This window comes from Methylobacterium tarhaniae (assembly GCF_001043955.1).
Classification (GTDB): domain Bacteria; phylum Pseudomonadota; class Alphaproteobacteria; order Rhizobiales; family Beijerinckiaceae; genus Methylobacterium; species Methylobacterium tarhaniae.
Genome location: NZ_LABZ01000059.1, coordinates 1 through 20,397, shown reverse-complemented (window position 1 = coordinate 20,397; position 20,397 = coordinate 1). Strand labels below are relative to the sequence as shown.

18 protein-coding genes are annotated in these 20,397 nt (G+C 69.7%); 7 read left to right on the top strand and 11 right to left on the bottom strand.

Annotated elements, in window-relative coordinates; all coding sequences use genetic code 11:
• Window positions 1-55: 55 nt before the first annotated feature.
• The 3 genes from VQ03_RS09595 to VQ03_RS32935 all read right to left on the bottom strand — a co-directional run bounded on the left by VQ03_RS09595 (window position 56) and on the right by VQ03_RS32935 (window position 1,571).
• Window positions 56-382, bottom strand: coding sequence for a hypothetical protein (locus tag VQ03_RS09595; RefSeq protein ID WP_048450653.1), 327 nt, complete (start codon window positions 380-382; stop codon window positions 56-58).
• A gap of 374 nt (window positions 383-756) precedes the next feature.
• Complete coding sequence (locus tag VQ03_RS09590; protein WP_245292022.1) at window positions 757-1,335, bottom strand: Spy/CpxP family protein refolding chaperone; 579 nt, start codon at window positions 1,333-1,335, stop codon at window positions 757-759.
• 83 nt (window positions 1,336-1,418) lie between these two features.
• Complete coding sequence (locus tag VQ03_RS32935; protein WP_157064046.1) at window positions 1,419-1,571, bottom strand: hypothetical protein; 153 nt, start codon at window positions 1,569-1,571, stop codon at window positions 1,419-1,421.
• A 257-nt stretch (window positions 1,572-1,828) separates the two neighbouring features.
• Between VQ03_RS32935 and VQ03_RS09585 the strand changes: the two genes are divergently transcribed.
• A complete protein-coding gene (locus tag VQ03_RS09585) occupies window positions 1,829-2,437 on the top strand; it encodes a DUF4142 domain-containing protein (protein ID WP_048450652.1) in 609 nt (202 codons plus the stop codon).
• A gap of 224 nt (window positions 2,438-2,661) precedes the next feature.
• Here VQ03_RS09585 and VQ03_RS09580 read toward each other — a convergent pair whose 3' ends face one another.
• The 4 genes from VQ03_RS09580 to VQ03_RS09565 form a co-directional block, all read right to left on the bottom strand.
• On the bottom strand, window positions 2,662-3,357 hold the full coding sequence (locus VQ03_RS09580; protein WP_048450651.1) for a DUF4142 domain-containing protein: 696 nt from the start codon (window positions 3,355-3,357) through the stop codon (window positions 2,662-2,664).
• Between the two features lie 139 nt (window positions 3,358-3,496).
• Window positions 3,497-3,877, bottom strand: a complete 381-nt coding sequence (locus VQ03_RS09575; RefSeq protein WP_245292021.1) for a hypothetical protein — start codon at window positions 3,875-3,877, stop codon at window positions 3,497-3,499.
• Between the two features lie 221 nt (window positions 3,878-4,098).
• The gene (locus VQ03_RS09570; protein WP_157064045.1) at window positions 4,099-5,607 is read right to left on the bottom strand and encodes a hypothetical protein; all 1,509 of its coding nucleotides are present in this window, start codon (window positions 5,605-5,607) and stop codon (window positions 4,099-4,101) included.
• A 431-nt stretch (window positions 5,608-6,038) separates the two neighbouring features.
• Complete coding sequence (locus VQ03_RS09565; RefSeq protein ID WP_048450649.1) at window positions 6,039-6,587, bottom strand: HNH endonuclease; 549 nt, start codon at window positions 6,585-6,587, stop codon at window positions 6,039-6,041.
• A 603-nt stretch (window positions 6,588-7,190) separates the two neighbouring features.
• On the opposite strand from VQ03_RS09565, the gene VQ03_RS09560 reads away from it, so the two are divergent.
• Both VQ03_RS09560 and VQ03_RS09555 read left to right on the top strand, forming a co-directional pair.
• Window positions 7,191-9,833 carry a DUF3772 domain-containing protein gene (locus VQ03_RS09560; RefSeq protein ID WP_048450648.1) on the top strand — a complete coding sequence of 881 codons (2,643 nt, stop codon included), beginning with the start codon at window positions 7,191-7,193 and terminating at the stop codon, window positions 9,831-9,833.
• Between the two features lie 2 nt (window positions 9,834-9,835).
• Window positions 9,836-10,360 carry a CAP domain-containing protein gene (locus VQ03_RS09555; RefSeq protein ID WP_425350048.1) on the top strand — a complete coding sequence of 175 codons (525 nt, stop codon included), beginning with the start codon at window positions 9,836-9,838 and terminating at the stop codon, window positions 10,358-10,360.
• Between the two features lie 4 nt (window positions 10,361-10,364).
• On the opposite strand, the gene VQ03_RS09550 is transcribed toward VQ03_RS09555, so the two are convergent.
• The 3 genes from VQ03_RS09550 to VQ03_RS09540 form a co-directional block, all read right to left on the bottom strand.
• Complete coding sequence (locus tag VQ03_RS09550) at window positions 10,365-11,915, bottom strand: GGDEF domain-containing protein (protein ID WP_053078479.1); 1,551 nt, start codon at window positions 11,913-11,915, stop codon at window positions 10,365-10,367.
• Window positions 11,916-12,130: 215 nt separating this feature from the next.
• Window positions 12,131-12,964 carry an OmpA/MotB family protein gene (locus VQ03_RS09545; RefSeq protein WP_048450646.1) on the bottom strand — a complete coding sequence of 278 codons (834 nt, stop codon included), beginning with the start codon at window positions 12,962-12,964 and terminating at the stop codon, window positions 12,131-12,133.
• Between the two features lie 42 nt (window positions 12,965-13,006).
• Window positions 13,007-13,780: a motility protein A gene (locus VQ03_RS09540; RefSeq protein WP_048450645.1), complete on the bottom strand. Its 774-nt coding sequence runs from the start codon at window positions 13,778-13,780 to the stop codon at window positions 13,007-13,009.
• 277 nt (window positions 13,781-14,057) lie between these two features.
• On the opposite strand from VQ03_RS09540, the gene VQ03_RS09535 reads away from it, so the two are divergent.
• The gene (locus tag VQ03_RS09535) at window positions 14,058-15,833 is read left to right on the top strand and encodes a glucan ABC transporter ATP-binding protein/ permease (protein ID WP_048450644.1); all 1,776 of its coding nucleotides are present in this window, start codon (window positions 14,058-14,060) and stop codon (window positions 15,831-15,833) included.
• A gap of 539 nt (window positions 15,834-16,372) precedes the next feature.
• Window positions 16,373-17,629, top strand: a complete 1,257-nt coding sequence (locus VQ03_RS09530) for an SfnB family sulfur acquisition oxidoreductase (RefSeq protein ID WP_048450643.1) — start codon at window positions 16,373-16,375, stop codon at window positions 17,627-17,629.
• Window positions 17,630-17,652: 23 nt separating this feature from the next.
• Here VQ03_RS09530 and VQ03_RS09525 read toward each other — a convergent pair whose 3' ends face one another.
• Complete coding sequence (locus tag VQ03_RS09525; RefSeq protein ID WP_048450682.1) at window positions 17,653-18,534, bottom strand: YihY/virulence factor BrkB family protein; 882 nt, start codon at window positions 18,532-18,534, stop codon at window positions 17,653-17,655.
• 360 nt (window positions 18,535-18,894) lie between these two features.
• On the opposite strand from VQ03_RS09525, the gene VQ03_RS09520 reads away from it, so the two are divergent.
• Both VQ03_RS09520 and VQ03_RS09515 read left to right on the top strand, forming a co-directional pair.
• Window positions 18,895-19,785, top strand: a complete 891-nt coding sequence (locus VQ03_RS09520) for a DMT family transporter (protein WP_048450642.1) — start codon at window positions 18,895-18,897, stop codon at window positions 19,783-19,785.
• A gap of 54 nt (window positions 19,786-19,839) precedes the next feature.
• On the top strand, window positions 19,840-20,196 hold the full coding sequence (locus tag VQ03_RS09515) for a hypothetical protein (RefSeq protein ID WP_048450641.1): 357 nt from the start codon (window positions 19,840-19,842) through the stop codon (window positions 20,194-20,196).
• Window positions 20,197-20,397: the final 201 nt, after the last annotated feature.

Here is a 20,397-nt window from a genome sequence, read left to right as displayed (position 1 = left end):
CTGTCCACGCGGGAGACCTTCGGCCAGCGAGGGAGAGGGTTGATCCGGCGGCGTGTCAGGCGACGTCGAAATCGCCGGAGCGTCGGGCCAGCAGCTCGAGAGTGCGGATCACCGCCATGCCGACGAGGTCGGCATCGAACATGCCGTCGGGGGTGGCGGGCTCGACGCCGACCGGCCCCATCTGGCCGCCGAGGGTGTCGATCACGACCTTGTAGACGTCGCCCTCGGGGGCCGAGCGGTCGCGCACCAGGGACACCGCGTGGTGCCCGACCTCGCCGTAGGACTTGACGTATTGCACCCGGGCCCCGGTGCGAGCCTTCCTGGGGTGATCGCCCCGGGTCTTGGCCGCACGCTGGAAATCCGGACGGATGACGTTGTCCATCTGCCTCTCCCGCTGGTTGCCGGTCAGTCTGTCATGGCTGCTCTTCGGTTCGGTCGTCGCGCCGACGGGCCCGAAAGACCGATCGGCGGCGAAGGCCCGCCGCGGCGCGTTTCCTCGCGGGTCCCGGCAGTGGTGCCGATGGCTGCCGAGCTTCACCGCGACATCCGGTATCGCATGACCGGATTGCGTGCAGATTGCGCGAAATGTTGCGAGCGGCCCCGCGCGGCGGTGTCGCCCGCAACAGGGGCCGGGGGTGGCGGGAACGGGAGAATGCGAGATCGGGAGAGGGGAGGGGACGGAAGCTGGCGCCATGCTCCCCGCCCAGGCGACGTCGCGCGGACGCGACGGCGACCCGGGCGAGCGGCCGGAGTGGCTCAGTCGTCGCGGTGGTGCCGGTGCATGCCCCGATGGTGGTGCCGTCCCATCGGTCGGCTCAGCATCGCGGCGCGCTGCTTCTGCGCCTGGTCGAGGGTGGCGTAGAGCGGCTGCGAGGCGTCGGCGAGCTTGCGCAGGGCATCCGAGCGCGCCGCCAGCGCGTCCGCCCGGGTCCGGATCGCGTCCGGCGCGGTCTCGGCCACGGGATCGCGGTCGCGCCCTCGCCGGGCCTCGCGCTGGTCGCGCCGGACCTTGGCGAGGTTGCGCATCGCGTCCTCGACCGGCGGCCACAGCTTCTCCTGGTCGGGAGTGAGCTTCAGGCCGGCATGCAGGGCGGCGACGCGCGCATCGGTGAAGGCCTGGGCGTCCTCCGGGCTCAGGCGATGCCGGCCTCCGGGTCCGCCCGCCGTGTCGCCCGCATGAGCGACCTGAACATGGGCGACCTGAACGCGGGCAACCTGAACCGGCCGTGTCGCATCCGGCGCCTGCGCCAGGGCGATACCGGGCAGCCCGGCGCTCATGATCCCCGCCAGAACCCCGAGGGCGGGAGCGGCCCCGATGGTGAGAGTGCGTCGCATGACACGGTCCTCGTGCGGCCGCCTGACGGGCCGCCGAAGAAGCAGAGTGCGCGCCGCCGGATGGCACCGGCCTCACGGGAGGATTACGGTTTCGTCACGCGGCGCCGGTCGGCGAAGTGGCAGACGACGATCGCGGAGCAGCAGACCGACGCGACCGGCTTGACGCTGTCCGGCCTCGCGCCGTCCGGTCTGGCGCTCTGGGCCGCGCGGAGCGGTCCGAAGAAGATCGTGGTCATCTTCCGTCTCCGTATCCCGCGACGGCCGCCCCGCCGACGACAGGCCTTGCCGTAGGCAGACGACACGTTCACGGCGACCGGCGGAACCTCACCGATGGTCGTAAGTCCGGGGCGCGATCGGCGCAGGGGAGGGGTCCGCACCCCCCTTCGCGGCGCTCCCCCCGATTCACCAAAGGCGACGCTGAAACCCCCGCTTTCACGGCGGCGTTAGTGCTTGCGCCACGGCGCCCCTGTCGCGAAGAGTCAAGGTATCCGCCATGCATCGTCGTCTCGCACTGACCGCCATCGCCTCGGCCGTGGCGATCCCGTCCTTCGTCACCATGGCGATCGCGCAGCAGCAGCAACTGCAGGGCGGCCCGACCGCCGCGGCCACCGGCAATACCGGCGCCCGGATGGGCGAGGCCGAGGCCAAGCACGCCGCCGACACCCTGGCGGCCGGATCGGCCTCCCTGGCGGCGAGCCGCGTCGCGCTTCAGAAGGCCTCCGACGACGACGTGAAGCAGTTCGCCCGGTTCGAGGTCGCCGAGCAGGAGACCATCGCCGACGTGCTCAAGGCGATGCGCGACCCGTCCCAGGCCGCGAGCGGTCAGGTGAAGCCGCCGGCCGAGCCCGAGGTCACCGGCCAGCTCGACCCGAAGGGCAAGGCGATGCTGGACAAGCTCGAACAGGCCAAGTCCGGCAAGGCCTTCGACCTCGAGTACATCCGTGGCCAGATCGAGGGCCACCAGGCGCTCCTGAAGATCCAGGAGGCCTACCTCTCCACCGGCAAGGACCGGGAGAATCTCGGCGTCGCCAAGCTCGCCCGCGGCCAGATCCGCGAGCACCTGGCGCTGCTGGCCGACATCGAGAAGGATCTGAAGGACTAAGTAAAAACTCGCTATCCAATGTAGCAATCGCCGCAGGCCCTCGCGAAAATGTTTTATTCGCGAGGGACGGCCGACCCGATGAACAACTGATACGTGATCCGGAGGATCACTTCCGGATTTCGTAAGACGAAAAGCAGCGCCCTCGAACCACGCGTTCGAGGGCGCCCATCGTCTCCGCCTTCGTTCCGGAGGCCGCGCGGCCTCCGGGATGGTCCCCGGTCTCCTCAGCCCTCGGCGGCGCCGCCCATCGTCCGTTGCATCTGGGAGAGCTGCGAGATGTGCAGCCGGATCAGCGGCAGGGCCCCCTGGGCGATGCGGCGCAGGGCCGGGTCCTCGCCGCTCTGGGCGTAGGAGCCATGGATCATCAGCGCCTCCCGGTGGCCCTGGAGCGAGGCGTTGACGAAGGTGGCGTCGTATTGCGGACCGCCCTGGAGGCCGGAGAGCTGCGACAGGATCTGCGCCTTCTGCTCGTCCGAGGTCATCCCGCCGGGGGCAGCGCCGCTGCCCGGGACACCCAGCACGCCGCCGACGGTCCCGGCCGCCGCACCGGCCACGCCCCCCGCGACCGCGAGCGGCGCCGCCACAAGGCCGCCGACGAGCCCGCCAGGGCCCGGCATGCCTCCTGGCTGGCCGCCGACCGGCACCGCGACGCCGCCGCCGGTGACTCCGTCGATCTTGTTGGCGAGGTTCACCTGCTCGGTCACCTCCGCCCGGGCGAACCGCTTGACCCGCGGGTTCCCGGTCTTGGCGAAGGCGTCGCGCGCGGTGTTCTCGAGGAAGAGGCCGCCCTTGGTGGCCATCGCCAGGTAGACCGGCGTCGGCATGGCACCGGGCGGAACCGGCTGGGCGACCGCGGTGCGGGTGACCGCGAGGGCCGCGGTGGCGGACAGCATGCTGACCAGGACGTCGCGACGATGCATGGATGAGGCTCCGATCGAGGGCACGCATCCCGGCTCTCGCGGGCCTGGATGCTCGGGGGGAGTAAGATTCGCCCTCGGCGGACGTTCCGTTCCGCCGCCCTCCGGCCCGTAACCGCGGCAATATCGCGCAGCGACGTGGTCAGGCCCGGCGCGGCCAAGCCTCCGGCCGTGCCCGCCGCGTCCAGCGCCGCCACGGCTGGCTCATGAGGACGAAGGCCAGCATAACGCCGGCGGCGTACCAGGCGTGCAGGCTCTCGTAGCCGCCTTCCGGCGTCCAGGCGAAGCCGCCCAGGAACACGTAGCTGACGGCGGCCGCCAGGGTGCGGAAGGCGAGAAGCCAGGGATGCTGCAGGATCGGGTCGTCGTTGAAGACCGCGATTCCGAGCCCCGTCAGGGCGAAGAGGACGCCGCCCAGCGGCAAGCCGAGGAGCAGCGAGAGGACGGCGCGCAGGAACAACCCAGGCCAGTCACGGCGTCGGCGGGCGGGCGCGGGGGCGTCGGTCACGGTCGTATGCGGCATGCGGCTTTCGGCACTGGCGGGCCGCGCGATGCGGCCTCGACGGATCAAGCCCCCAGCATGTAGCGCAATCCGCGCCGGTCCCTCCAGAGTGTCGCGCCCACGCGCGGAGATCCGCTCGCAGGCGCGTCGGCCCGGATCGCGAGGTCGAGCTCGGGCTCGATCCCCGCAGGCCCCCCCTCGGTCGCCGATCCGGCCGGTTGCTTGGCCGGTTCCTCGGCCGGCTATTTGGCCGCGCCGGGCAGGAAGCTGAAGTTGGAAGGCTTGTTCGTCGTATCCGTCGCCCGGTTGTGACACGTGATACAGGACCCGGCGCCGTTCTCGGGCTTCATCACCGCCCCGTCCTGTAAATACGTCTCGAGGGTCGTGTTCGACAGATAGATCGGGGCGGGGAACGGCATCAGGGCGCGGAAAGCGGTTGCCTCGGTGGCGCTGGCAGCCGCCCATTGGGCGCCGACGAGCATGTACTTGGACCACGGCGATCCGCCGAGCTTCGCCTGATAGGCTCCCGTCACCGATCGCGCACTTTCATAAATCGCGAAGCAGCGTGCGACCTGGGTTCCGAACGAACCTGCCGACGTTGTCGTCATGTAGGTCTTCGCATAAGGCGGGACTGCCGACCACTTGTAAAGATTGCCCGTCTTCGTCGCTGGTGGCGTGTTGATCGGACAATCTCCGTTCGAATCCTTGCAGGTCGGATCGTAGAACGAGTAGCGCGTCGGGTCGCTCGTGTCAGGCTTGCGCTGGCAGATCGGCGGGTCGAGCGACGATAGCGGCGAGGCGTCGTTCAACTGCGAGACCGGCGCGCCGTCAGCCATGGGTGCATTTGCAACATGCTCGAACGTCGCCCAAAGCCAAAAATCAGAGAAGGGGGTCGGGTTGGTGAATTTCTGGGCGATGTGCATCCCGACGAGCCCGACAGTCGTGTCGATGCACATCTCCTTGCCCGAATCGCTGTATTCCGGCGGGACGATGATGGTAGCCGGCGTCGTATAATATGCCGTTTTGTCGTCCTGTTCTGTCATGATTCTCCAGGAAGATTTTATCTCAATTGCTCCTGGATTGTTGCCTGCGCCGCGTGGAAAATCGTACGCCTGCTTGAAGTTCGACTGCCCCTTGCTCGTCGTGAGATTGTTTTTCTGCAGATAGTTGACCTCGACATCGTTCAGGCGGACATCGTAGAGGACGAAATTGCCGTAGCGGTCGATCAACGGATACGGCTTGAATGCCTGCTCGAAGCTCGTCAACTCGAATTTCGAGGTCCGGAACACCTTCAGATTCTTAGAATTCGAGGCGCAGTTCGCATTCTCGATTCCGGCGACCTGCGTTCCGAAGACGTCCTCTTTCGTCTTGTACGTGCTCCAGACGCGGGGAGACGTGGTGTCCGTGAGGATCGTCGACTGGGTCGAGGGCTTGCCACTGCCGTCGGTGGGCCAGTTGAGGGCGATGAAAGCCTGCCAGGCGAAGTAGTCCGTGAAAGTCTGATTGAAATCCGGCGGCTTCTGGCCGTTCGACGTGACCGGATATCCGATGTCGCTGAAGTTCTTCACGTACATATCGGTCGGAAGGACGCTGCAGAGTGCGCCGGTCCCATCTGCGCAAAAGGTCTGTGTCGCGTTTCCGAGTTCGCTTGCGCTCGGATGGGTTGCCATCACGCCGACGATCAACGTGGCAAGAGGGAATCGAATTGCTTTCATGATGGATTTCCGCTGCGGAATCACGGGCAGCGGCACGTTATTAACTCTAGGTTTGGCTATCAAGAGCGGCCGCAACCTAAGATCTAACCGCGATGGACGTTTTTCCCGGTCGTCGGCAATGATTGCGATTCGCCACCGGAGCTGTCGTCGTCACCGTTGCTGCGCTGGCTAAAATTGAATTGGAAAATTGACAGATCGTGCTCCGATACGCGCAAATCATAAAATTAAATAACGCAGCACAATGTCCTTGCGGCTGCTATTTATCTGAGTTAATTGAACAATTTCCGAAGCGATGCTGCCGGCGGGGCGCAGAAGATCGCTTTGACTTTCAGGCCGGCATGTGACGCGTGATTCGGACACGGGGTCGCCGCTCACGCGCACGAGCCGGCCGCGGCACGGCCGAACTCGGAGGTGGCCGTGCCGCGCGCGTGATTCGCGCAAGAGCGCCGCCGCGGGTTCCGCCCCGCTCAGGTTTCCAGCTCGCTGTCCCAGTACAGGTAGTCGATCCAGGTGTGGTGGTACTGGCGGTGGTCGAATTCCGGCTGGCGGCGGTGCAGTTCGTGGCGGCTCGGCCGGCGCGGCTCGTTGAGGAGGGGCATCTCGGCTTCCTCGGGAGTGCGGTTGGCCTTGCGCAGGTTGCACGGGCTGCAGGCCGCGACCACGTTCTCCCAGCTCGACTGGCCGCCGCGGGAGCGCGGCACCACGTGATCGAAGGTCAGGCCGCCCGAGGGCAGGCGCAGGCCGCAATACTGGCACGAGAACGTGTCGCGCAGGTAGATGTTGTAGCGCGTGAAGGCGGGGCTGCGCGCCATGGCGACGTAGCTCTTGAGCGCCACCACGCTCGGCACCCGCAACGAGCGGCTGGGCGAGCGCGCCTCGACGTCGTAGCTCGCCACCAGGGTGACGCGGTCGAGGAAGAGAGCCGTGAACGCATCCTTCCACGACCACAGTGAGAGCGGATTGTACGAGAGCGGCCGGTAATCCGCGTTGAGCACGAGGGTTTGAAGGTCCAGCATCATCCTGCCCTGGCGACGGGCCGACCGCAGCGAGGGGAGCCGGCACGGTGCCGGTCCTCGCGGTGCTCGCCAGGAGAGGAGATGGGGACCATCGCCTATCCTCCGAGCCGGTCGGGGAGAGTGGGGGGAAGAGTCGGAGGACAAGGCGGATGCCCGCCACGGCCGCTCGGGGAGCGGACGCCGTGGGGCGCGGCCGGGATGCGATCCGGGCGCCGTCTGGGCTGCTGAGTGTGGACGATCACCGGGATCCTCCCGCAGCAGAGCGAAATGGCCGTGTCCATCGGGGCTTAGTCTAATAGCAGCATGACAGGGTTGTGAAGGTTTCGGTTCGGGGCGTCTCGTCACGCCTCACACGAAATCGCCGCCCACAGGCATCCCGCCGGAGCCCTCCGGCGAACGCAGCCGGGGCGCGGCACCGATTTTCGCCCCATTGATCCGCGATCCCGCACCCCGCCTCATTTCCCCTTTCGCGGCGGATGACCTAGGTAGGCCGCTCGAACCGACCCCATCGCGAGGATGACCGGCCGCCGCGCCGGGCCGCCCCGCCATGACCGGGCCGGGCGCCGGGAGACGAGCCTGACACGCGGGTGAGAAGGATTGCGCATGAGACAGCTTCGCCGATGGACGATCGCCCTGGCGGCGGCGCTGCTGAGCCCCGGGCTCGCGGCGGCGCAGGGACACGTGGCGAAGCCGGAGCGGGCCACGGTCGCGCAGGCGCCGGCCCCGGCCGGCAAGGTTGACGCGGCCAAGGGCGACGCGAAGCCCGCAGCCGGCCAGCCGGCCGCCCCGGCGGAACCCGCCAAACCCCCGCCGCAGACCCCGATCTCCGAGCAGATCAAGCAGATCCGCGCCCAGCTCGACGCCGAGAAGGCCGACCTCGACCAGCGCGAGCAGGCCCTGACCCACCGCGAGCTGAACAAGGAGGACCTCGTCCTCCTGCGCGAGGGCATCCCGCCCGTGGCCGACCGGCTGCGCCAGGTCGTCGACCAGCTCGGCCCCCGGCTCGAGGCGGCCAAGGAGCGGCTGACCCAGCTCGGGCCGAAGCCGAAGGAGCCCGAGGGCGCCGACGTGGCGCAGGAGCGGGCCCAGCGCGAGGCCGGCGTCGCCGAGATCGACGACACCCTGCGGCTGGCCCGCTCGCTCCTGGTGCAGAGCGAGCAGATCACCGACCAGATCAGCAACCGGCGCCGGGCCGCCTTCACCCGCGCCCTGTTCGAGCGCACCGACGGCCTGGTGAGCCCGAACCTGTGGATGCGGGCCACGAGCGACTACGCCCGCGACCTGCGGGCGCTGAAATCCTCCCTCGACGACTCGGTGATCCAGGTCCAGCGCCGGGGTACGGTGCTCAACCTGTGCCTGCTCGCGCTCGCGATCGGCGTGTCGGTGGCGCTCTATGTCGGGCGACGGCACATCGCCCCGCGGGTCGGCCACCGCTCGTCCAAGACCGCGCAGCCGACCCGCTACGCCCGGGTGATGGCGGCCTGGCGGGTCTTCCTGGTCGGGGCGGTGCCGGCGGTGCTCGGCAGCTTCCTCGTCGGCTACACCCTCGACGTCACCGAGCTCCTGCCGGGGCGCCTCATGCCGGCCGCCCACCGGATCGTCGCCTCGCTGGCCTTCGTGGCGGTGGTCGAGGCGATGGCCGACGCGCTCCTCTCGCCCGACCGTCCGGCCTGGCGCCTCGTCGCGATGACCGACGCCACCGCCGAGCGGCTGAACCGCCTGGTGCTGGCCATCGCGTCGGTGATCGCGGTCGGCCGCACCATCGAGGGGTTGAACGAGGGCATCTCGCTCAGCCTGCCGATCACCATCGTCACCAAGGGTGTCTTCGCCGCGGTGGTCGCGGTGGTGCTCGCCGAGGGCCTGCGCCGCTTCGCGGCCCGGGCCGAGACCGACGAGGCCTGCCTCGGCCCCTACATCGCGGCCGATTCGAGCGCCGGCATCGGCGGCCCCCTGCGCATCCTCGGCTGGATCGTGGTGGCGGCGATCGGCGTCTCGGCGCTCGTCGGCTACATCGCCCTGTCGTCGTTCCTGATCGACCAGCTGATGTGGACCGCGATCGCCGCGGCGATCCTCTACCTGGCGATCTCGAGCGTCGACGCGGTGGTCGCGTCCGCCCTTCAGGACGATTCCCGCATCGCCACGGCGCTCCAGGCCAATACGGGCTTGCGCAAGCGCTCGCTCAACCAGATCGCGGTGCTGATCTCCGGCTTCGTCCGGGTGGTGCTGCTCACCGCCGCCGCGGTGCTGCTGCTCGCCTCCTGGGGCGTCGATTCGACCGACATCTTCTCCTGGGCCCAGGCCGCCTTCTTCGGCTTCACCGTCGGCGGGGTGACGATCTCGCTCTCGACGATCGCCCTCGCGATCGGGCTGTTCACGCTCGGCCTCGTCATCACCAAGGCGGTGCAGCGCTGGCTCGAGAACACCTACCTGCCGGCCACCGACCTCGATCCCGGCCTGCGCAACTCGATCTCGACGGTGAGCGGCTATGTCGGCTTCCTGCTCACCCTGGCGCTGGCCTTCTCCTACCTGGGCCTGAGCCTGGAAAAACTCACCATCGTGGCCGGCGCCCTGTCGGTCGGTATCGGTTTCGGCCTGCAATCGATCGTCAACAACTTCGTCTCCGGCCTGCTGCTGCTCTGGGAGCGGCCGATCCGGGTCGGCGACCTCGTGGTGATCGGCGACAACGAGGGCTATGTCCGCCGCATCAGCGTGCGCTCGACCGAGATCCAGACCTTCGACCGCTCGGCCGTGATCGTGCCGAACTCGAACCTGATCTCCGGCGTGGTGAAGAACCGGGTGCGCGGCGACCGCACCGGCCGGGTCGCGATCACCGTGAGCGTCCTGCGCAACCAGGACCCGGTCCACGCCGCCGAGCTGATCGTCGGCTGCGCCAAGGCCCATCCGGACGTGCTGAAGGAGCCGCCGCCCCGGGTGGTGTTCCGCAAGATCGGCGATCCCTTCCTCGAATTCGAGCTGATCGCGATGATCACCGACGTCGGCTCGCAGCTGAAAGTGCAGAGCGACCTCAACTTCGCGGTGTTCAAGACCTTGTCCGAAGGCGGCCTCATCCCCAATCTCGGACCTGGATCGAGCGTCGTCACGGTTCAGGGGCTGGATGCGATGCAGGACGCCATGGGGCAGATCGCCCGCATGACGAACCCTGCCGCCTTCCGGCCCGAGACCCGGGGCGAGGCCCGTCCCGAGCCCGAGGCCGAGCGTCGCCGAACCCCCGAGACCGTACCGTGACCATCCCTCCCGCCGCGCTGAAGCGCCTCGCCCTCAAGGGGGTGACCTTGCTGGTCCTGCCGCTCGCCCTCGCCGCCTGCTCGGCGACCGAGGCGACGCGGGTTTCGACCGGGGCGGCGGGACCGAGCCTGTACTGGCCGATGGCCGCGACGGGGGCACAGATCGACGCGGGCGCGGCCCGCGACATGATCGCCACCTACCGCCGCAACAAGGGATTGCCGCCGCTCGCCCTCGATCCCGGCCTGCAGCGCCTCGCCGAGACCGAGACCGCGGCGATGGCCGCCGCCGGCCGCCCGAGCCAGGCCGACATCGTCAAGACGGTGGCGGCGCGGATGGGCTACCCGGAGCCGGCGGCGAACCTCTCGGCCGGCTACCACACCCTGGCCGAGGCATTCTCGGGCTGGCGCGAGAGCCCGTCCCACAATGCCGTGATGCTCGATCCCACGGCGACCCGGATGGGCATCGCGACGGCGTACGCGCCGGGTTCGAAGTACAAGGTGTATTGGGCGCTGCTGGTGGCTAAGTAGCTCGTCAGCCCGCCCGGATCGCCTTCGGGATCGTTGTCGGCGACACCCGGACGCCGTCTTCCTGAGCCCGGGGCACCGCGGCGCTCTCCACCCGGTTACGCCCGGCCGCCTTGGCGACGTAGAGCGCCCTGTCGGCCTGCGCGAGCAGCGCGTCCAGGGCCTGCGGCCGGTCTGCGTCGCAGGCCGAGAGGCCGAAGCTGGCGCTCGGCCCGGCGATTGGCCGGTGCGTTCCGCCGGCATGGTCCTCGCCCGGAAAGGACAGGGCCGCCACCCGCAGCCGCAGATGCTCGGCAGTCGTCCGGGCCTCCGCCGCCCCGCTCCCGGGCAGCAGGACAGCGAATTCCTCGCCGCCCATCCGTCCCAAGATCGCGTCGTCGCGCAGGCCCGACCGCAGCTCGGCGGCCACCGCGACCAGCACCCGGTCACCCTGCGCATGGCCGAACCGGTCGTTGATCTGCTTGAAATGGTCGATGTCGATCATCAGCACTGCCGCCGGCCGCCCGGCCGCGGCGAGGTCGGCCAGCATCGCGCCGGCGCCGTCGAGGAACGCCCCGCGCTGCAGCACCCCGGTCAGGTGGTCGTAGCGGGCCAGGTGGTCCAGCCGCTGCAGCAGGTCGTTGCGCGCCGCATTGACGATGGCCACCGCCATGGGCCCGAGCGCCACCAGGGCGATGCCGAGGCGCGCCGACAGCATGGAGTTGATGTAGAGCAGGTCGATGTCCGGCAGCCGCATCAGCCCCAGGGCGATGGCGAAGAGCTGGGCGGTGCTCAGGAGCGCCGTCAGTACCATCGTCGGAAACACCGCGTAGCGCAGCGCACACCAGATCAGCGCCGGCACCGGCAGGGCCAACACGCCCGGTCCCCCGAGCAGGATGGCGGCGCCCAGGGACAGGGCCAGGGCGACGATCGGCAAGGGATCGGGCAGGGTCCACCGGCGCGACGACCGCAACTCCGCCAGCAGGCGCCGCACCGACCCCTCCCGCGGCGCGGTGAGGAAGAGCGGCAGCAGGAGGATGTCGATGGCGACCTGGCCGTTGAACCAGTCGAGCAGGCTGGGCAGCAGGGGCCGCCCGAACAGCACCGGGCCCGTCGTGCCTCCGATGGCCGCCTCGGTCCCCGCACTGGCGATGCAGACGATCAGCAGCGACAGCATGGTGCGCGGCTGGTCGAGCCGGCGTGCGCCGACCGGCAGGCAGCGGCAAGCGACCCGGTAGCCCACCACCACCCCGGCCATGTTGGCGCCGTTGAGCCACAGATTCGCGAGCCAGCCGGTGCCGGCGACCATGTCCGACGCCAGGTAGGCGACGAAGGCTCCCAGCCATCCCGCTCCGGTGGCACGTTCGGGGTTCCGCAGCAGCATCCCGAGCAGGACGGCATTCGCCGGCCAGAACAGCGACAGCGGTCCCAGCAGCCGGGTCGCCAGAGCGGAGAACAGCGCGCAGGGCAGGATGATCGCCGCCGCCCAGCAGAAATCGTGCACGGCCCGCCGGGCCTGCCCCGTCCCGGGCTCGGTCGCTTCGGGAGAGCCGAAGGAGGGCGCAGTCGGAAGATGCATGCGGTGGACTCACAGACAGCCTGTGATAGTGGGCAGGCCTTGTTGTGGGGCCCGGGCGAGTCGAGGCAGTTCGGTCCGCTCGAAGCATCCTCCGATCAGGTTAACGCATCGCGGATATTAAATCACCGCCTCGGTGAAATCATGCCATGTACCGGGAACGTCTCCGCCGACTGCCGGCGTCCTCTACCCAGATTGCTGCCGAACGACAATCGACCCTACGGAAATCCTGCCCCCCGCGGCGTCGGCGGTGCCTCGTTGAGCAGCGTCACCGTCACCCGCCGGTTGGCCGGCAGGTACGGGTTGTCCGGGAACAGCGGCTCGGTATCCGCCTTGCCGGAGACGGAGGCGAACCGGTCGGCGGGCAGGCCGCTGCCGGCCAGGATCTCGCGCACGCTGATCGCCCGGCCGGCCGAGAGCTCCCAGGGCGGGGCGGCGGGACGGCGGCCCGGGCGGTCGGCGGCGGTGTAGCCAGTCACCGCAATGCGGTTGGGCAGGCGGCGCAGGGTCGGCACGATCCGCTCCAGAACCTGCCGGGTGCGGTCGTTCGGGCGGGTCGAGCCCTCCGGGAACATCGAGCGGTTGTCCTGGTCGACGAGGGAGATGTCGAGGCCCCGGGCCGTCACCTCGATCACGATGCTCTTCGAGAGCTCGGCGATCTCCGGCAGGTCCTGCAGCGCCTGGCGCAGGGACGCCATGGCGAGGCCGTAGCCGTCCTTGTAGGCGTTGCGCTGGATGCCGTCGGCCAGCACGTCGTCGTCCGAGGGAGGCTCGGCCCGGTCGGAGGCCTTCTCCGGCGGGATGTCGCGGACGTCGCGCATCTTGGTGGCCGAGGGCAGGCCGTCCTTCGCGATGATGCCGTTGAAGCGCGATTCCCGGTTGGTGCCGAAGGCGTCGCGCATCGAGCCCGCCACCGCCTGGAGCTTCTTCTGGTCCTGCGTCGAGTAGGCGGCGATCATGACGAAGAAGCTCATCAACAGCGCCATCAGGTCCGCGAAGGTCACGAACCAGCCGTGGCCGCCATGGGCCCCGCCACGCTTCTTCTTGGCCACCGCTCAAGTCTCCCGAAATGGCATCGGTTCAGGTCGGGGGCGTCAGGCCGCCTCGGCGGCCATCTCGTCGCGGTGATTGTGCGGCAGGTAGGCGACCAGCATCTCGCGCACCAGCGAGGCGCTCTTGGAATCGCGGATCAGCAGCACCCCGTCGATGATGAGGGAGCGGGAGACGTCCTCCTCCTCCAGCTTGACGTGCAGCTTGTCGGCGATCGGCAGGGCGACCATGTTGGCGATGAGCGCGCCGTAAAGAGTGGCCAGCAGGGCGGTCGCCATGGCGGGGCCGAGCTTCGAGGGGTCCGACATGTTGGCGAACATCGTCACCATGCCGAGGATGGTGCCGATCATGCCCCAGGCCGGGGCGCAGTCGCCGAAGGCGCGGTACACCTTCGAGCCCTCGTCGAGATGCATCAGGAAGTTGTCGCGGTCCCGCTCCATCGTGTCGCGGATGAACTCGCGGTCGTAGCCGTCGGCGATGTAGCGCATGCCCTGGGCCAGGAACGGGTCCGAGATCTCGAGGTTCTCGATTGCCATCGGACCCTGGCGCTTCACCACGTCGGCGACCTTCGTGATCTCGTCGATCAGCTCGCGCGGCCGGATCGCCCGCATGTTGAAGGCGTAGCGCAGGCCCATCGGCACGCCGTGGACGATGACCGAGAACGGGAAGCGCAGCATCGTGGCGGCGGTGGCGCCGCCGAAGATCACGATCACCGCGTGCTTGTCGAAATAGGCGGCGAAATTGCCGCCGTCGATCATGATGAGCGTGAACACGACCGCGATGCCGCCGACGAGGCCGGCGCCGGTTGCGATATCCATCTGTGGTCGGCCCCTTCATGCGCCGTCGCGCGTCCCCGGTCGCGGGGCTCGTCACCGGACGGCGCGTGTGTCCTGCAAGGGAGGTTAAGACCAACAGGCTCAACGAACGGTAAAAAGGCGCAACTTGTCGTCCGCGCCGTCATGCGCCGTTCAGCGAGGTCCGCGTAGGAAGGCGGCATGCGATCGAACGGCCGCCACAACAAGGCCGCACGCGGGGCAGGCGGCGGGCGAGGGCCAGGGCCGCATCACAAGGGCATCTCACCAGGATTTACCGTCCATGCGGTTGATCAGGCTCTACGTCCGGGTCATGGGCCAGCTCGGGCCCGATCTGCGCCTCGGGGCGCTTCTGGCCGCCGCCAACGTCGCCCTGGCGGTGGCGGCCTTCGCCGAGCCGGTGCTGTTCGGCCGCATCATCGACCGCCTCACCCACCTGCCGGCCGGCGGCGCCGGCACGTCGAGCCTCCTTCTCCTCGTCGGCGCCTGGGTCGGCTTCGGGCTGTTCTCGATCGGCGCCGGGGTCCTGATCGCGCTCCACGCCGACCGGCTCGCCCATCGCAGCCGGTTGTCGGCCATGGCGAACTACTTCGAGCACGTCCTCGACCTGCCGCTCGCCTTCCACTCCGCCAACCATTCGGGCCGGGTGCTGAAGGCGATGCTGGAGGGCACCAGCGGCATGGCGGCGACCTGGCTCGGCTTCTTCCGCGACCATTGCGCCGCGCTCGTCTCCCTCGTCGTGCTGCTGCCGATGACGCTGTTCCTCAACTGGCAGCTCGGCTCGATCCTGGTCGCCCTGATGGTGGTGTTCACCGCCCTCACGACCTTCGTCCTGCGCCGGACCGAATCCCTTCAGGGCAAGGTCGAGGCGTACCATTCGGGCCTCGCGGCGCATGCCTCGGACGCGCTCGGCAACGTCGCGGTGATCCAGTCCTTCACCCGCGCCAAGGCCGAGAAGGAGGCGATGCACGGCATCATCCGCGACCTTCTCGCCGCCCAGATCCCGGTCCTGTCCTGGTGGGCGCTCGCTTCCGTCGCCACCCGCGCCTCGGCGACGCTGACCATGACGGCGATCTTCGTCACCGGCATCGTGCTGCACGGCCACGGGCTCGCCACCGTCGGCGACGTGGTCTCGTTCATGAGCCTCGCCACCATGCTGGTCGCCCGGCTCGACCAAGTCGTCGCCTTCGTCAACGGCGTCTTCCTGCAGGCGCCGAAGATGCAGGAATTCTTCGAGATCCTCGATACCGTCCCGGCCGTCCACGACCGGCCCGGCGCCAAGGCGGTGGCGCGGCTGTCCGGCGACGTGTCGTTCGAGGAGGTGCGCTTCTCCTATGACGGCCGCCGCCCGGCCCTCGACGGGGTGTCGTTCACGGCCCGCGCCGGCGAGACCGTGGCCCTCGTCGGCACCACGGGGTCCGGCAAGTCGACGACGCTCGGCCTCCTGCACCGCGCCTTCGACCCGGATTCCGGCACGATCCGCATCGACGGCGAGGACCTGCGCGATGTCGGCCTCTCGTCCTTGCGCCACAACATCGGCGTGGTGTTCCAGGAGCCGATGCTGTTCGCCCGCTCGATCCGCGAGAACCTCCAGGTCGGCCGTCCCGACGCGACCGACGCCGAGATGCTCGACGCCCTGGAGCGGGCCCAGGCCTCGGAATTCATGGCGCGCCAGCCCGACGGGCTCGACACGGTCATCGGCGAGCGCGGCCGCTCGCTGTCGGGCGGCGAGCGCCAGCGGCTCTCGATCGCCCGGGCGCTCCTGAAGAACCCGCCGGTGCTCATCCTCGACGAGGCGACGAGCGCGCTGGACGCCGCCACCGAGCGCAAGCTCCAGGGCGCCCTGGAGGCGGTGATGGAGGGACGCACCACCTTCGTGATCGCCCACCGCCTGTCGACCATCCGCGACGCCGACCGCATCCTGGTCTTCCACGAGGGCCGGATCGTCGAGAGCGGCACCTTCGACGAGCTGGTGGCCGAGGGCGGCCGCTTCGCCGACCTCGCCCGGGCCCAGTTCATGGCGGCCGCGCCGGAGCCTGATTACGCCCTGGCGGCGTAACAGATCGGAAATCGGGGAAGTCGCCGTCGTGGAAGACGGCGGCTTTTCCTGTTCGAGGGGTCTGGCAGCACTGACACCCTCAGGGTCATCCCGGGTCTCGTCAAAGTCCGGGTTCCGCTGCGCGGCTCCGGGATGACGTGGAGGGTTCGACATCTGTCGGCCAACCCAAACAGGCCCTCATCATGGGATGGCGGGTGAGAGAACCGGCCTGACGCCATCGAGCAGGCTTTCGTGCCTCCCACTGCCTTGCCGTAGCGCCGCCGAAAAATGCTTTTGCACCATCGCTGATCGGCGAGAACGAATTTCCAGAATTCAGGGAAACTAAGCGGAACGCTTCGTTTGACGAAGCGGCATCCGTCGGCAACTATTCTGTGACGCGATCAAGTCGAAGCCATCGATCGCGATCATCATTGCTCTCTTCGTCAGCTCGACGAACCGGCGATCCCGCCTGCGCGTGAGCCGGACCCTTGCCCATGCGCGCCGGGGAGGGGACATCCCCGCCAACCGCCAATCCTGCCCACCGATTGCGGAGCCAGCCCATGAACATCGCCGTCAATCCGAGTCACATCGCCGAGCCTGCGCCGCAGGGCGCTCCCGGCCCCGCGCGCCCGGCGGACCCCGCCCACGTCATCCGCGACGACGCGGAGGCGATCCGGGTCGCCCACGCCCTCGCCGCCCGGTTCCGGGAGGGCGCCTCGGAGCGCGACCGGACCGGCGCCCGTCCGCTGGCGGAGCTCGACGCCTTCTCGCAGAGCGGGCTGTGGTCGATCAACGTGCCGCGCAGCCATGGCGGGCCGGAGGTGTCGTACCGGACGCTGGCGCAGGTCATCGCCATCGTGGCGGCGGCCGATCCGTCCATCGCGCAGATCGCCCAGAACCATCTCGGCATCGTCGCGGCGATCCGCACCGTGTCCGATCCGGACCAGCAGGCGGATCTCTTCGCCGCGGTGCTCTCCGGCACCCGCTTCGGCAACGCCTTCTCGGAGAAGGGCAGCAAGCGCGCCGCCGAGTTCGAGACGCGCTTCACCGATCACGGTGACCACGTCGTCGTCCGGGGTCGAAAATTCTACGCGACCGGCGCGCTGCTGGCCCATCTCGTGCCGATCGTCGCGGTCGATGACGAGGGGCGCCCCTGGTACGCCATCGCCGACCGCGACGCGCCGGGGCTGACCGTGATCGACGACTGGTCGAGCTTCGGCCAGCGCGGCACCGCCAGCGGCACCGTGATCATCGACGACGTGCGCGTCGAGAAGAGCCGTCTCGTGCCGGCCTGGCGCGGCTATACGGCGCCGCGGGTCGACGGGGCGATCTTCCAGATCATCCAGGCGGCGATCGATGCGGGAATCGGGCGTGCCGCCCTCGACGACACGATCGCCTTCGTGCGCGAGAAGGCGCGGCCCTGGATCGACAGCGGCCAGGAGCGGGCCTCGGATGATCCCTACACCATCCGCGCCATCGGCGACCTGACGATCCGCCAGCACGCCGCCGAGGCGCTGCTCGACCGGGCCGGCCTCGCCATCGACGCGGCGCTCGCGGAGCCGACGCCCGAGAGCGTGGCGGCGGCCCAGCTCGCGGTGGCCGAATCGAAGGTGCTGACCACCGAGGTCGCGCTTGCCGCCTCCAGCGCCCTGTTCGAACTGTCCGGCACCCGCTCGACGCTGGCCGAGCACAACCTCGACCGGCACTGGCGCAACGCCCGCACCCACACGCTGCACGACCCGGTGCGCTGGAAGGTGGCCATCGTCGGCAACCATGCGCTCAACGGGGTCAATCCGCCGTTCCACGCCTGGAGCTGACCGGGAGGCCCTCGGGCGCCCGCCTACATCAGCTTCACGGTATCCCGGCGGCTCTGGGCCCGGGCCTGGAGGCGCCGGCGGCGGGCGGCGATCACCGTGCCGTTGATCTCGCCGCCGAACAGGAACATCGCGGCGAGCCAGTAGACGAAGACCAGGAAGACCATCGCGGTGGCCAGCCCCCCGTAGGTCGACACGTAGGCGCTGGAGAACCGGTCGAGGTACAGCCCGAAGCCGAGGCCGGCCAGCACCCACAGGCCCAGGGTCACGGCGATGCCGGGCAGCACCATGTGGACCGGCCGGCGCCCGGCGGCGATGAACTTGTGGGCGATCACCAGCACGGCCGCCACCAGCAGCACCGTCACCGTCACCCGGCCGACCGCGATCGTGAGGCCGAGCGGCTCGAGTCCCGGCGCCACCAGCACCAGCCCGCGCCAGACCAGGGGACCGAGCACCACCAGGAAGGTGAAGGCCAGCATCGCGAAGGCAGCGCAGATCACGTAGCCGATCGATTCCAGGCGCGTGAGCCACCAGGGCCGCATCTCGCGAAGCCCGTAGGCCCGGTTGAGCCCGACCCGCAGGCTCTCGACCCCGCTCGACGAGAAGTAGAGCGCCAGCACCGCGCCGAGGGTGAGGAGACCGCCGCGCTGCTCGGTCAGCACCCGGTGGACCTCCCCGGCGATCGGCCCCGCCACCTCGCTCGGCCAGATCTCGAACAGGAGGTTGCCGGCCTCGTCGGCGAGCGACTTGGTGCCGAACACGCCGGCGAGCGCGGTCAGCAGGATCAGGAACGGGAACAGCGAGGTCAGGAGCGAGAGCGCGATGTGGCTGGCGATCGCCCAGCCGTCATGGGCGACGAAGCGCTGCGCCGCGATGGCGGCGATCTCCAGGGCGGTGCGGGGACGGATCACGGCGCGCGGGCTCTCGGGCTGGTCGACGTCATAAGCCTACCGGTCTTGATAAGCCTACCGATCTTGGGCCTTCCGATCGTGGACCCCGATGGATCACCCCACCGGTCGACCGCTCGTCCGGCAGGCTTCCCCTTCGGCAGGCGCGTCCGCCACCGGACTCGTCGCCTCAGGTAGAGCGCGCGCCCCCGTCCTGGAAAGCCGGGCGGCCAGAAATCCGCTCGCCGCGTCCTCCGGGGCACGGCGAGCGGAGGCCGCCGGGCCGGCATCAGTCCCCGTCGGTCCTGCACGCGCTGCGGGGTGATGCGGCCAAGGTGTCGGTTGCGGAACGGCTGCGCGCGTGCTGGTTGCGCGGGCATCATGAGCCGCCTCCTCCCTCTCTCCGACGCCTCCTGGCCCACCCGCCTGGCGCCCGGCCTGTTCGTGCTGATCTGGGCCACGGGCTTCATCGTGGCGCGGCTGATCGCGCCGCATGCCGAGCCGCTGACCTTCCTCTCCGTGCGATTCGGCCTCACGGCGATCGTGCTGACGGGCCTCGCCTTCGCGGTCGGCGCGAGATGGCCGCGCGGCTGGCAGGGCTGGCGCGACGCGATGGTGGCCGGGATCCTGATCCACGGGCTCTACCTCGACGCGGTGTTCTGGGCGGTGCATCGCGGGCTGCCGGCCGGCATCGCCGCCCTGGTGGCGAGCCTGCAGCCGCTGCTCACCGCCGCGGTGGCCGGGCCGCTCCTCGGCGAGCGGGTCTCGGCCCGGCGCTGGCTCGGCATCGCGGTCGGCTTCGTCGGCGCCGGCCTGGTGATGGCGCCCAGGATCGGGGCCGCCGGCGGCATCCCGCCGGAAGCCCTGGCCGTGTGCTTCTGCGGCACCATCGCCATCACGCTCGGCACCCTCTGGCAGAAGCGCACGGCCGCCGCCGTCGACCTGCGCACCAACGCCGCCGTGCAGTTCGTCGGCGCCGGGCTGCTCACCCTGCCGCTCGCCCTCCTGACGGAGCGGGGCGAGTTCGATCTCTCGGTGCCCCTGCTTCTCGGCCTCGCCTGGGCGGTGTTCGGCTTGTCGGTCGGCGGCATCCTGATCCTGCTCGGGCTGATCCGGCGCGGGGCGGTGGCGGGCGTGGCCGCCCTGTTCTACCTCGTGCCGCCGGTCTCGGCCGCCATGGCCTTCGGGCTGTTCGGCGAGACCCTGGCCCCGATCCAGCTCCTCGGCATGGTGGTGGCTGTGGCGGGCGTCGGCCTCGCGAGCCGCGGTTAAGCCCCTGGTGGGATTCGAGGCTCTAGGCTGCCTCCGCCTCGGAGACCCGCCCGCATGCTGCGCCCCGCCCTGACCGCCGGCCTGATGACCGCGGTGCTCGCCGCGAGCCTGGCGCTCGCCGTCCCCGCGGCGGCGGACGGGTTTCCGGAGAGCGGCCGCGAGGGGCCAGCCGGCATCGGCCGATCTCGCGCCGGCGACGATCGGGCGCCGACGGGATACGGGCCGGCGCGCCGGCCGGTCGTCACGCAGGTCCGCCGGTACCACCAGCCCCAGGCGGGTTTCCGCCGCGTCTCCGCAATCCGGCCGGTCTCCTACGGCGAGCGCGACGGGCCGGTCTTCGAGGCCTGGCTGCCGCGCAACACCAATCTGCCGATCTACAACATCCCGCCGTCCTTCTTTCCCGAGCCCTGACGGGGTCCGCTTTCCCGAGCCCTGACGGGGTCCGTCCGAGCTCCGACACGTCTTCTGCAAGTGCTGGCGGCCGTCCTGGATCGAAGCGCGGCAACAGGCGTTGAACCTGTCGTGGACAACCCGCCAGGGAGTCGTGCCGTGCCCGATCCGACCGTGCCCGATCCGACCGTGCCCGATCCGACCGTGCCCGATCCGACCGTG

What these genes read in the sequence shown, in the direction of transcription:
- VQ03_RS09595 (WP_048450653.1), bottom strand. Translation starts at nt 382, where the DNA reads ATGGACAACGTCATCCGTCCGGATTTCCAGCGTGCGGCCAAGACCCGG.
- VQ03_RS09590 (WP_245292022.1), bottom strand. Translation starts at nt 1,335, where the DNA reads ATGCGACGCACTCTCACCATCGGGGCCGCTCCCGCCCTCGGGGTTCTG.
- VQ03_RS32935 (WP_157064046.1), bottom strand. Translation starts at nt 1,571, where the DNA reads ATGACCACGATCTTCTTCGGACCGCTCCGCGCGGCCCAGAGCGCCAGA.
- VQ03_RS09585 (WP_048450652.1), top strand. Translation starts at nt 1,829, where the DNA reads ATGCATCGTCGTCTCGCACTGACCGCCATCGCCTCGGCCGTGGCGATC.
- VQ03_RS09580 (WP_048450651.1), bottom strand. Translation starts at nt 3,357, where the DNA reads ATGCATCGTCGCGACGTCCTGGTCAGCATGCTGTCCGCCACCGCGGCC.
- VQ03_RS09575 (WP_245292021.1), bottom strand. Translation starts at nt 3,877, where the DNA reads ATGCCGCATACGACCGTGACCGACGCCCCCGCGCCCGCCCGCCGACGC.
- VQ03_RS09565 (WP_048450649.1), bottom strand. Translation starts at nt 6,587, where the DNA reads ATGCTGGACCTTCAAACCCTCGTGCTCAACGCGGATTACCGGCCGCTC.
- VQ03_RS09560 (WP_048450648.1), top strand. Translation starts at nt 7,191, where the DNA reads ATGAGACAGCTTCGCCGATGGACGATCGCCCTGGCGGCGGCGCTGCTG.
- VQ03_RS09550 (WP_053078479.1), bottom strand. Translation starts at nt 11,915, where the DNA reads ATGCATCTTCCGACTGCGCCCTCCTTCGGCTCTCCCGAAGCGACCGAG.
- VQ03_RS09540 (WP_048450645.1), bottom strand. Translation starts at nt 13,780, where the DNA reads ATGGATATCGCAACCGGCGCCGGCCTCGTCGGCGGCATCGCGGTCGTG.
- VQ03_RS09535 (WP_048450644.1), top strand. Translation starts at nt 14,058, where the DNA reads ATGCGGTTGATCAGGCTCTACGTCCGGGTCATGGGCCAGCTCGGGCCC.
- VQ03_RS09530 (WP_048450643.1), top strand. Translation starts at nt 16,373, where the DNA reads ATGAACATCGCCGTCAATCCGAGTCACATCGCCGAGCCTGCGCCGCAG.
- VQ03_RS09520 (WP_048450642.1), top strand. Translation starts at nt 18,895, where the DNA reads ATGAGCCGCCTCCTCCCTCTCTCCGACGCCTCCTGGCCCACCCGCCTG.
- VQ03_RS09515 (WP_048450641.1), top strand. Translation starts at nt 19,840, where the DNA reads ATGCTGCGCCCCGCCCTGACCGCCGGCCTGATGACCGCGGTGCTCGCC.